Source organism: Rhizobacter sp., from assembly GCF_035702065.1.
Classification (GTDB): Bacteria; Pseudomonadota; Gammaproteobacteria; order Burkholderiales; family Burkholderiaceae_C; genus Rhizobacter.
This window is the reverse complement of record NZ_DASSRA010000043.1, coordinates 1-11414: the sequence shown is the minus strand read 5'-3', so window position 1 is coordinate 11414 and position 11414 is coordinate 1. Positions and strand designations below refer to the sequence as shown.

Below are 11414 nucleotides of genomic sequence, written 5' to 3'. Positions count from 1 at the left end.
TTGGCCAGGCCGAACACCGCCACAAACAGGATGATGGCCAGCGCCGACGAATAGCCAGTGCGCCACTTCTCGAAGGCCTCGCGCTTGAGCGTGATCGACACCACCTCGGTGGTCGAGCCCGGCCCGCCGTTGGTCAGCAGGTTCACCAGGTCGAACATCTTGAAGTTCTCGATGCCGCGGAACAGCACGGCCAGCATCACGAAGGGCAGCACCATCGGCAGCGTGATGCTCCAGAACTGCCGCCATGCCGAGGCGCGGTCGACTTCTGCCGCCTCGTAGATGTAGTCGGGGATGCTGCGCAGGCCGGCCAGGCAGATCAGCATCACGTAGGGCGTCCACATCCAGGTGTCGACGATCACGATCGCCCAGGGCGCGAGCTTCACCGAGCCGAGCATCTCGAAGCTCGACGGCGGGATGCCGGTGAAGAAGCTCACCGCGTAGTTGAAGAGGCCGATCTGCGGCTGGTAGAGGAAGGCCCAGAAGTTGCCCACCACCGCGGGCGACAACATCATCGGGATGAGGATCAGCGTGGTCCAGAAGCCGTGGCCGCGGAACTTGCGGTCGATCAGGTAGGCCAGCGTGAAGCCGATCAGGGTCTGCAGCGTGATCGTCCAGAACAGGAAGTGCGCGGTGGCCTGCATCGGGCCCCAGATGTCGGGGTCGGTGAGGATGCTCACGTAATGGTCGATGCCCACACCCAGCACCTCGGCATTCGGCCGGTTGGCGCGGAAGTTGGTGAACGAGAGCCGCACCGTCCAGATCAACGGGAAGATGTTGATCGCCAGCAGCAGCAACATCGTGGGTGCGATGAACAACCAGGCGATGGCGCGGTCCGACAGGCCGCGCATGCGCCGCGCAAGCGGGGGCGGTGTCGCGAGTGCAGCACGTTCGGCGATGCTCGGAGGTCCGTTCATGGCGAAAGTCGGGCGTGAGTTTTGATCAAGCGGCCGCGGTGGAACTGGCTCTGCCAGGCCACCCGCGGCGCCCCCTTGAGGGGGAGCGCCGCAGGCGCTCCGGGGGTGGTCCTATTTCAGTTTGCCGTCTTCCTTGAACACCTTCTTCCAGTCCGACACCAGGCCGTCGAGCGCTTCCTTCGCCGTGCCCTTGTCGGCCACCACGAAGTCATGGACGCGCTTCTGCTCGGCCAGCAGCAGCTGCGCGTAGCTCGGCTCGGCCCAGAAGTCGACCACCTGGTCCATCGCGTCGAGGAACTCGGCCGCGAACGGTGCGCTCTTCTTGAAGCCGGCGTCGTTCAGCACGCCCTTGTGGCAGGAGTAGCCGCCCAGCGCCCACCACTTCTTCTGCACGTCCAGCGAGGCGAACCACTTGATGTAGGCGAGCGCCTCGTTGCGGTTGGGCGAATACGCCACCACCGAGATGCCCTGGCCACCGAGCTGCGAGCCCTTGCCCTTGTCGCTCGGGTTGACGAAGAAGCCGATCTTGTCGCCGCCGACGTTCGGGTCCTTGTACAAGCCCGGGAAGAAGGCGAACCAGTTCATCATCATCGCCACCTGGCCCGACTTGAAGGCATCCAGGCCCTCGCCCATGTACGAGTTGGTGAGGCCCGGCGGCGTGCAGCACTTGTAGAGCGACTTGTAGAACTCCAGGCCCTTGATCGCGTCGGGCCCGTTGACGAAGCCGTCCATCGCGTACGGCTTCTTCGGGTCCTGGTACTTGAAGCCCATCGGGTAGAGCACGTTGCTCACGCCCATGGTGATGCCCTCGGAGCCGCGCTCGGTGAAGAGGTAGGTGCCGTAGACCTTCTTGCCGTCGATCTGCCGGCCCGAGAAGAACTCCGCCACCTGCTTGAAGTCGGTCCAGGTCTTGGGGGCCTCGAGTTCGCGGTTGTACTTCTTCTTGAACTCCGCGCGCAGCTCGGGCCTGGCGAACCAGTCCTTGCGGTAGGTCCAGCCCAGTGCGTCGCCCATTGCGGGCAGCGCCCAGTAGTTCGGCGTGCCCTTGGGCCACTCGGCATAGCCGGTCACCGTCGCCGGGGCGAAGTCGCTGATCTTGATGCCTTCCTTGGCGAAGAAGTCGTTCAGCTTCACGTAGTGGCCGCTCTCGGCCGAGCCGCCGATCCACTGGCTGTCGCCGATGATCAGGTCGCACAGCTTGCCCTTGCTGTTCAGCTCGTTGAGCATGCGGTCGGCGAAGTTCGGCCAGGGCACGAACTCGAACTTCATCTTCACGCCGCTCTTGGCGGTGAAGTCCTTGGACAGTTCCACCAGGGCGTTGGCCGGGTCCCAGGCGGCCCAGCACAGGGTGATGGTCTTGTCCTGCGCCTGCGCGGCGTTGCCGCCCAGTCCGAGCAGGGCGGCGACCGCCAACGTGGACAACGCCGGCAGCTTCTTGAGAAACGAAGTCATGAGGGTCTCCTAACGTTTGTTCGACTCACGAGCACACACATCCGACCGCCGTTCAGTGCAGGTTCTCGGCCGTCAGGATCTCGACGCGCGGCTGCACCACGTTCAGGGCCCCGCGCACGTTCTCGCACAACGCGCGCAGCACGCGCGCGGCGGTGGAGATGCAGTAATGGATGTCCTGGTGCAGCACGTAGGCCAGGCCATTGGCGCCCAGCAAGGCGCGGTGCTCGTCGGTGAAGTCGTGCGCGACCACGCCGACCGTGCCCGTGAGCCCCAGGCTCTCGAGGGCACGCGCCACACCGGCACTGCCTGAGCCCACGTTGTAGATGCCCGCGACGCGGGCGATGTCGACGCTCTTGCTGCGCAGGAAGCGCAACAGCGCGCGGCTGGCGGCGGCATCGCCCGGCGGCAGGTCGGGGGTGCGCAGCACCTTGAGCTTGGGGAATCGCTCCTCGACGACCTGGGCGAAGCCGATGCGCCGCTCGATCTCGGCCGAGATGCGCGTCGCCTGCGAACTCAGCAACAGCGTGTCGCGTGGCCCGGCGGCCATGCGGCCGAGCAGCAGCCCGGCGGTGCGGCCGGCGGCGCGGTTGTCGGCACCGATGTGCGTCTCGCGCATGGAGCCGGCCACGTCGCTGAAGAGCGTGACCACATGGACACCGGTGCGCACCAGCTCATTGATCGCCAGCTTCACCGGCGGCAGGTCGGGGGCCATGACGGCCACGGCGTCGCAGTCGGCCAGCTGGGAGAGTTCGGCAGAGAACTGCACCGCATCGCCGGTGGCGATGCGGTGCGTCACCTCGGTGATGTGCTGGTGGCGGAACTCGCCCGCGGCCTGGGCGATGAGCCGGTCGACCAGCTCGACGAAGGGCGAGGCCTCGGCCGGCAGCACGAAGGCGAAGCGGAAGTTCTCGCCCTTCCGCGGCCGGCCCCTCGGCGGAGGTGCCCCGAGCGAGGCCACCACCTGCAGCACGCGCTGCACCGTCTCGGCATTGACGCCGGGGCGCTTGTTGAGCACGCGGTCCACCGTGGCCGTGCCGACGCCCGCGCGGGCGGCGATGTCGGCGATGGTGGCGGTGGCGGACATGGGGCGGGAGCTTGATGGTTTGATGGTAGGCATCCAAATAAATAAATCAATCATCAATACATCGGGGTTTGCGAGGGGGTGTCCGGCCCGCGAACATCCCGAGCTGGTCCAGCTCGATGCCGATGGCAAGACGCGGCAGCCGGCCGTCCGCCGGGCGGACTCCCCGGTGCTCAGCTGGCGCCGGTCTAAGGCTGGATGCGAGCGCTGAACGCCTGCAACGCCTGCCTGTTGATGCAGGTCGGGGGGCACTCGCCGCGCAGCAGGTGCTCCACCGCCTCCACCGCACCCATGCCCATGGCCAGCATGCTGTCGTGGGTGATGCCGGCCGAGTGCGCGGTGATGAGCACCTGCGGCATCTGCCAGAACGGGTGGTCGTCGGGCAGCGGCTGGGTGTCGAACACGTCGAGCGCCGCACCGGCCAGGTGGCCCCGCTGCAGGGCATCGAGCAAGGCCGCCTCATCGACCACCGGCCCGCGTGCCACGTTGATCAGCCAGCTGCCGCGTCGCATGCGGGCGAGTTGGGCGGCGCTGACCAGGCCGCGCGTCTGCGGCGTGAGCGGGCAGGCGAGCACCACCACGTCGCTTTGCGCCATCAGTTCTTCCAGCGGTGCTGCGGTGGCGTGGCCGGCCTCGCGCAAGGGCAAGCGGCTGTGTGCCAGCACCCGCATGCCCAGCCCGAGGTGCGCGAGCCGCGCCACCGCCTGGCCGACGTGGCCGTAGCCGACCACGCCGAGCGTTCGGCCTCGCAACTCAACGCCAGTTTCGGCCGCGGCCCGCGCGGCCGCCCAGCCTCGCTCTCTCAGCACGGCCGAGAGCTGCTCGGTCTGGCGGGCCAAGGACAGCATGCTGCGTAGAACGTGTTCGGCGACTGCATTGGCGTTCACGCCGGGGACGTTGGCCACCAGCACGCCGCGCGCGGTCGCGGCCTCGATCGGGATCATGTCCACGCCCGCACCGTGCCGCACCGCGCCGATGAGCGTCGGGGCCGCGTCGAAGATGTCGTCGGGCAACTGCGCGCGCACCACGACCACCGTGCAGCCTCGTGCGGCGTCGCGCAAGGTGTCGGCGCTGGCGTCGGGTGCCACCACCACATCGGCCGAGCGCGCCAGGCGGGCGTGGGCGTCGGGGTGGATCGCGTTCGTCAGCAGAACGCGCGGCAAGGCGGCCTTCACCGCCGCGCCACGGCCCGTGCGGCAGGACGCTTCGGCTTGGCAGCCGTTCGCGTGCCGGTCTCCGCGCCCGGCCCTTCAGAGAAGAACATGCGGAAGTAGGCGTCCACGCCCTTCAGGTGGCGGCGCAGGATCTGCAGCCCACCTTCCACATCCCGCTGCTCGATGGCCCGGTACAGCTGCAGGTGCTGGGCGTGCGAGCGTTTGCTCTGCATCGGCGTGTCGAAGTAGATCTCCCGGCGCTGGCGCGACATCCGGTAGAACACGTTGATGAAGCGCAGCAACACATCGTTCTTCGTGGCCGCGACGATGGCCTTGTGGAACTCGGCGTCCAGGTCGGCCAGGCTGTCGCCGCGCTGGATGACTTCATCGCTCTGTGCCAGCAGCGCTTGCAGACGATCCAGATCGTCCTGCGTGCGGCGCATGCAGGCCAGGCGCAGGGCCTCGGTCTCGAGCACGCTGCGCAGCTCGACCGACTGGGCCACCTCGGCGGCGGACAGCGGCGTGTTGGTCTCGGCGAACAGCACCATCGCCTCGATGCTCCGCTCGGCGCCATACGGCTGCAGGTAGATGCCCGACTTGGGCCGGCACTCGATGATGCGCAGCGTGTCGAGGCGGATGAGCCCTTCGCGCAGCGCGCTGCGGCTCATGTTGAACTCCGTCGCCAGGTCGCGTTCGGAAGGCAGCTTGTCGCCGGGCTTGAAGCCGCGCTCGCGGATCATCTGCAGCAGCTTGGCGGTCTGTTCAAGGCCTTCCATGGTGTCCCCCGGATGCGTTCGTGAACTGTTGGTAGGCCGCCGGCTGAAACCAGCGCTCGCGCGGCTGGTACAGGCGATGAGGTGGGATGACGGGCACCGGCTCGCGCTCGGCCGCCGAGTGGAAGGTGAGCTCCAGCTGCACGCCGTTCGGGTCGTACACGAAGAGCTGCCACAGCGGCGTGCCGGGCACGAGGTTCTCGCGGTACGGCAGCGCAAAGCGCTCGAACTGCGCACGGAACGCGCTGTAGCCGCCGCACACGATCGACAGGTGGTCGATGGCGCCCGAGCCGGTTTGCACCGAGCCGTCGGCCTCTTGCGCGGCTGTGCCGGCGTAGAGGTGGATGGTGGCTTCGGCCCCGGCCTGCGCAGGCGCCAGCCACGCACCGGGAAAGTCGAAGGGCGGGCGTGGCACCGAGACCATGCCCAGCACCTCGGTGTAGAAGCGCACGCTGGCGGGGAGGTCGGCGGTGCGCAGGCCGGTGTGGAAGAGTTTGCCGAAGAGCATGCTGTGTGGCCTTGTGGAGATCAGGTGCGCGCGACCAGGGGGCGCAGCACGTTCATCGAGCGCTCGAAGAGCGAGCTGTAGAACTCGTCGGACAGCAGGTTGGAGCCGTGGTCGAGGATGAACTGCCTTTGCTGCGGCGAGATGTCCACCGGCTGCGTCTCGACCTGCGGCCCGTAGGGGTTGGCCGGCGTGCGGTCGACGGTGGCGACGAACTCGAGCGAGAGCGCGCCCTCGTAGCCCACCCCGCGCAGCGTCTCGACGATGGCGCCGAAATCGAGCTGCCCCATGCCCAGCGCGAAGCGGTTGCTGTCGGCCAGGTGCACGTCGTGAATGCGACCCCGGGCATGGCGTAAGGCCGCATGCAGGTCGGCCTCTTCGATGTTCATGTGGAAGACGTCGAGGCACACGCCGCAGTTCGGTCCCACCGCATCGGCCAGTGCCAGCGCCTGGTCCCCGCGGTTGATGAGGTAGGTCTCGAAGCGGTTGAGCGGCTCGATCGCGAGCCGCACGCCGGCTCGCTCGGCATGGTCGTAGACCGCCTTCACGCCTTCGACCAGCCACGTCCACTCTTCTTCTGGCGTGCCGTCGGGCACGACCTTGCCCACCGTCACCGGCACCAGCGAGACGATCTGGCCGTCGAGCTCCTTCGTCATGGTGACCACGCGCTTCATGTAGTCGACGGTGGCTTCGCGCTGTGCGGCGTCGCGCGCGGCGAGGTTGCGTTCGCCCAGGGTCAGCGTCACGGCGCCCCAGCAGCGCAGGCCGTATTCCTTGAGCAGGGCGCGCACCTCGCGGGTGTCGTACTGCTCGGGCTCGCCGGCGATTTCAATGGCGTCGATTCCATGGGCGTGCATGCGCTCGAGGCTTCGTCGTAGGGGTTCGGCGCGCATCCAGTTGTGGGCGGCGATGTGCATGGTGTCTCCTTCGGTCCGAGGCAGGCGTTGCCGCGCGCCCTGCGTGAAGGAGAACTTTACCGGGCTGCCCAGGCCGCCTCGGCGGGCCGAGCTTAGGAGCGGTTTGGGTCGAAGTCAACTGGTCTGACCAGATGTTGACACCGCCGAACCGCGGCGTGATCATCCGACCCCACGCCGATTGACCAATCGCCGTGTCGGCAGGCAGCACACCGAGGAGACACGCATGAAGACCATCAAGGGCCCCGCCATCTTCCTGGCCCAGTTCGCGGGCGATGAAGCGCCCTTCAACTCGCTCGACACCATCGCCGCGTGGGCTGCGGGCCTTGGCTACAAGGGCGTTCAGATCCCCAGCTGGGACGGCCGGCTGTTCGATCTCAAGAAGGCGGCGGAAAGCAAGACCTACTGCGAGGAGGTGAAGGGCACGCTGGCCCGCCACGGCCTGAAGATCACCGAACTGTCGACCCACCTGCAGGGCCAGCTCGTCGCCGTGCACCCGGCCTACGACGAGGGCTTCGACGGCTTTGCCGCACCCGAGGTGCGCGGCAACCCGGCCAAGCGCCAGCAGTGGGCGGTGCAGCAGATGCTGTACGCCGCCAAGGCCTCGGAGAACCTCGGCCTCACGGCGCACGCCACGTTCTCGGGTGCGCTGGCCTGGCCCTACCTCTACTCGTGGCCGCCGCGGCCGGCGGGCCTGGTCGAGGGTGCGTTCGACGAGCTGGCCAAGCGCTGGCGGCCCATCCTCGACGCCTTCGACGCGAGCGGTGTGGACGTCTGCTACGAGATCCACCCCGGCGAAGACCTGCACGACGGCGTCACCTACGAGATGTTTCTCGACCGAGTGAACCAGCACAAGCGCGCCTGCCTGCTCTACGACCCAAGCCACTTCGTGCTGCAGCAGCTCAACTACCTCGACTACATCGACATCTACCACGAGCGCATCAAGATCTTCCACGTGAAGGATGCCGAGTTCAACCCGACCGGCCGGCAGGGCGTGTATGGCGGCTTCCAGTCGTGGGTCAATCGCGCGGGGCGCTTCCGCTCGCTGGGCGATGGGCAGGTGAACTTCCCCGCCATCTTCTCCAAGATGGCGGCGTACGACTTCCCCGGCTGGGCGGTGCTCGAATGGGAGTGCTGCCTCAAGCACCCGGAGGACGGCGCCCGCGAAGGCGCGAGCTTCATTGCCGACCACATCATCCGCGTGGCCGAGCGCGCCTTCGACGACTTCGCGGCCGGCGGCGCCGACGTGGCCAAGAACAAGAAGATCCTCGGCCTGGCCTGAGAGGTGACGCGATGACCATCGAAGCTTCTCGCGCACACAGCGCGACGCCCCGGCGCATCCGCCTGGGCATGGTGGGCGGCGGCCAAGGCGCCTTCATCGGTGGCGTGCACCGCATGGCTGCGCGGCTGGACGACCGCTACGAGTTCGTCGCCGGCGCGCTGTCGTCGCAGGCCGATCGCGCCATGGCGAGCGCCGCCGAGCTGCATCTCGCGCCCGAGCGGAGCTATGCCGACTACCGCGAGATGGCCGTGCGCGAAGCCGCCCGCGAAGACGGCATCGACGTGGTGGCCATCGTCACGCCCAACCACCTGCACGCGCCGATTGCGCGTGCCTTTCTCGACGCCGGCATCGACGTCATTTGCGACAAGCCCGTCACCACCACCCTGGCCGAGGCGCTCGACCTGGTGCAGCGCGTGAAGCGCAGCGGCCGCCTGTTCGCGCTGACGCACAACTACAGCGGCTACCCGATGGTGCGGCAGGCGCGCGAGATGGTGCTGGCCGGCGAGCTGGGCGAGATCCGCTTGGTGCAGGCCGAGTACCCGCAAGACTGGCTGAGCACCGGCCTCGAGTTCACCGGCCAGAAGCAGGCCGCGTGGCGGGTCGACCCGAGCCAGGCCGGCGCAGGTGGTTCGCTCGGCGACATCGGCAGCCATGCCGAGCACCTGGGCCGCTTCATCTCGGGCCTGACGCTGAAGGCCGTGAGCGCCGACCTGCACACCTTCGTCGAAGGCCGTCGCCTGGACGACAACGCCCACGTGATGCTGCGCTACACCAACGGTGCGCGCGGCCTGCTGTGGAGCAGCCAGGTGGCGCCGGGCAACGAGAACGCCTTGCGCGTGCGCGTGTACGGCAGCAAGGCCGGGCTCGACTTCTGCCAAGAGCAGCCCAACCACCTGTGGTTCAGCCCGCTCGGCCAGCAGCCACGCCTCATCACCCGCGCAGGCAATGGCAGTGGCGAGGCCGCGCAGTACGCCACGCGCACGCCCTCCGGGCACCCCGAGGGCTACATCGAGGGCTTTGCGCAGCTCTACCGCGATGTGGCCGAGCAGATCCATGCGCGCTGGCAAGGCCGCGCGCCGGACCCGCGCGCCTGCTGGGTGCCCGGCGTTGAAGACGGTGCGCGCGGCATGAAGTTCATCGAGGCGGTGGTCGAGTCGAGCCGCGCCGATGGGCGCTGGGTCGATGCGCAGTTGCCGCTCTGAGCACGCTCAGGTCGCATTGCTGAAAACCCTCCGTCCATGGGCAGCGCGGGCTGGTAAATTCAATCTGGTCTGACCAGATTGCAACAGTTCCTCAATGAGTCTCCACGTCCGATTCGCCGACATCACCAAGGACTTCGGTCCGGTGCGCGTGCTGCATGGCGTCAGCTTCGAGCTGCAGCCCGGCCGCGTGTACGGCCTGCTGGGCGAGAACGGCGCGGGCAAGTCGACGCTGATGAAGATCCTGTCGGGCTACGAGCCCGCGAGCGGCGGCGAGCTCTTCATCGACGGCCAGGCCTGCCGCTTCGCCGGCTCGCGCGACGCCGAGACGGCGGGGGTGGTGCTGATCCACCAGGAGTTCAACCTCGCCGACGACCTGACCATCGCGCAGAACATCTTTCTCGGCCGCGAGCTGCGGCGTGGCTGGTGGCTCGACGACGCGGCCATGCACGAGGCCGCGCGCGAGGTGCTGGCGCAGGTCGGCCTGCAGGTCGACCCCAGCCGGCGCGTGGGCGACCTCATCGTGGCCGAGAAGCAGCTGGTCGAGATCGCCAAGGCGCTGGCGCGGCGGGCGCGGCTGCTGGTGATGGACGAGCCCACGGCCACGCTCACGCCCACTGAGACGCAACGCCTGTTTGCGCTGATCGAGCAGCTCAAGGCCTCGGGCGTGACCCTTCTGTACATCTCGCACAAGCTCGATGAAGTGGAGCGCATCACCGACGAGGTGCTGGTGATGCGCGACGGCCGCCTGGTGGCGCGTGAGCCCACCGCTGGGCTGTCGCGCCAGCGCATGGCCAACTTGATGGTGGGCCGCGAGCTGTCCGACATGTTCCCTGCTCGGCACGACGCGCCGACCGGTGAGCCGCTGCTGCGCGTGCACGGCCTGAGCGTGCCGGGCTGGGCCCGCGACGTGAGCTTCGAGGTGCGCCCGGGCGAGATCCTCGGCTTTGCCGGCCTGGTGGGCGCGGGCCGCACCGAGCTGTTCGAGGGCCTGCTCGGCCTGCGGCCCGTGAGCGCCGGCGAGGTGACGATGAACGGCCAGCGGGTGCACTTTCGCAACCCGCGCGAAGCCGCCCGCCACGGCCTCACCTACCTGAGCGAAGACCGCAAGGGCAAGGGCCTGCACGTGGCGCTGCCGCAGTACCAGAACCTCACGCTGATGGACCTGGCGCGCCACGCGCGGCCGCTGCTCGATGCAGCCTCCGAGCAGGCGGCGCTGGCTAAGGCGGTGGCCGACTTCGGCATCCGCGGCAACCCGCACGACCGTGCCTCGTCGCTCTCCGGCGGCAACCAGCAGAAGCTCGCCATCGCCAAGGTGCTGCAACCCGACCCGCGCGTGGTGGTGCTGGACGAGCCCACGCGCGGTGTCGACGTGGGCGCCAAGCGCGAGATCTATTTCCTGATCCAGCGCCTGGCCGACCAGGGCCGCGCCGTGATCGTGATCTCGTCCGAACTGATGGAGCTGATCGGCCTGTGCCACCGCGTCGCGGTGATGCGGGCCGGCACGCTGCAGGCCACGCTCGCGTCTCACCCACTCACCGAAGAGGAGCTCATCGCCCATGCCACCGGCACCCATTGATTCCGGCGTGGCCGTGGCGGCCGCAGAGCCGGCCGCCGGCCTCCGGGCCAGCGCCTGGTTGCGCGGCGGCCGCCTCCACAGCCTCGGGCCCGTGCTGGGCCTGGTGCTGCTGTGCATTGCCGGCACGCTGCTCAACAGCGACTTCGCCAGCCTCGACAACGCAATGAACCTGCTCACCCGCACCGCCTTCATCGGCATCATCGCGGTGGGCATGTGCTTCGTGATCATCTCCGGCGGCATCGACCTGTCGGTGGGCTCGATGGCCGCGCTGATCGCGGGTTCGGTGATCCTCTTGATGAATGGCGTGGCAGGCTCGATCGGTTCGCCGGTGCTGGTGGTCGCACTGGGCATGGGCTTCGCGGTGCTGCTCGGTGCCTTGTTCGGCCTGGCGCACGGGTTGCTGATCACCAAGGGCCGCATCGAGCCCTTTATCGTGACACTGGGCACGCTGGGCATCTTCCGCGCCTACCTCACCTACTTTGCCAACGGCGGGGCGATCACGCTCGACAACGCGCTGTCGGATGTCTACAGCCCGGTGTACTACGCCAGCCTCTTGGGCGT

The 11414-nt window shown here is 68.2% G+C and carries 11 protein-coding genes; 4 read left to right on the top strand and 7 right to left on the bottom strand.

Annotated features, from left to right (window positions below):
• The 7 genes from VFL64_RS02000 to VFL64_RS01970 form a co-directional block, all read right to left on the bottom strand.
• Window positions 1-914: carbohydrate ABC transporter permease (locus VFL64_RS02000; RefSeq protein ID WP_489538706.1), on the bottom strand; the 914-nt coding region annotated here is incomplete at its 3' end.
• A gap of 111 nt (window positions 915-1025) precedes the next feature.
• Complete coding sequence (locus tag VFL64_RS01995) at window positions 1026-2366, bottom strand: ABC transporter substrate-binding protein (protein ID WP_489538705.1); 1341 nt, start codon at window positions 2364-2366, stop codon at window positions 1026-1028.
• A 52-nt stretch (window positions 2367-2418) separates the two neighbouring features.
• Entirely contained in the window at window positions 2419-3450 is a 1032-nt protein-coding gene (locus VFL64_RS01990; protein WP_489538704.1) for a LacI family DNA-binding transcriptional regulator, read from the bottom strand.
• A 185-nt stretch (window positions 3451-3635) separates the two neighbouring features.
• A complete protein-coding gene (locus VFL64_RS01985; protein WP_489538703.1) occupies window positions 3636-4610 on the bottom strand; it encodes a hydroxyacid dehydrogenase in 975 nt (324 codons plus the stop codon).
• Window positions 4611-4618: 8 nt separating this feature from the next.
• Window positions 4619-5377 carry a FadR/GntR family transcriptional regulator gene (locus VFL64_RS01980; protein WP_489538702.1) on the bottom strand — a complete coding sequence of 253 codons (759 nt, stop codon included), beginning with the start codon at window positions 5375-5377 and terminating at the stop codon, window positions 4619-4621.
• Window positions 5364-5882, bottom strand: coding sequence for a VOC family protein (locus tag VFL64_RS01975; protein WP_489538701.1), 519 nt, complete (start codon window positions 5880-5882; stop codon window positions 5364-5366). Before VFL64_RS01975 ends, VFL64_RS01980 begins: the two co-directional genes overlap by 14 nt.
• Window positions 5883-5902: 20 nt before the next feature.
• The gene (locus VFL64_RS01970; protein ID WP_489538700.1) at window positions 5903-6796 is read right to left on the bottom strand and encodes a sugar phosphate isomerase/epimerase family protein; all 894 of its coding nucleotides are present in this window, start codon (window positions 6794-6796) and stop codon (window positions 5903-5905) included.
• A 223-nt stretch (window positions 6797-7019) separates the two neighbouring features.
• Here VFL64_RS01970 and VFL64_RS01965 point away from each other — a divergent pair, with 223 nt between their 5' ends.
• The 4 genes from VFL64_RS01965 to VFL64_RS01950 all read left to right on the top strand — a co-directional run.
• Window positions 7020-8075 (top strand): sugar phosphate isomerase/epimerase family protein, encoded by a 1056-nt coding sequence (locus tag VFL64_RS01965; protein ID WP_489538699.1) that lies wholly within the window; start codon window positions 7020-7022, stop codon window positions 8073-8075.
• Between the two features lie 11 nt (window positions 8076-8086).
• Entirely contained in the window at window positions 8087-9277 is a 1191-nt protein-coding gene (locus tag VFL64_RS01960; protein WP_489538698.1) for a Gfo/Idh/MocA family protein, read from the top strand.
• 94 nt (window positions 9278-9371) lie between these two features.
• Complete coding sequence (locus VFL64_RS01955) at window positions 9372-10853, top strand: sugar ABC transporter ATP-binding protein (RefSeq protein WP_489538697.1); 1482 nt, start codon at window positions 9372-9374, stop codon at window positions 10851-10853.
• Window positions 10834-11414: ABC transporter permease (locus VFL64_RS01950; protein ID WP_489538696.1), on the top strand; the 581-nt coding region annotated here is incomplete at its 3' end. The genes VFL64_RS01955 and VFL64_RS01950, both read left to right, overlap by 20 nt.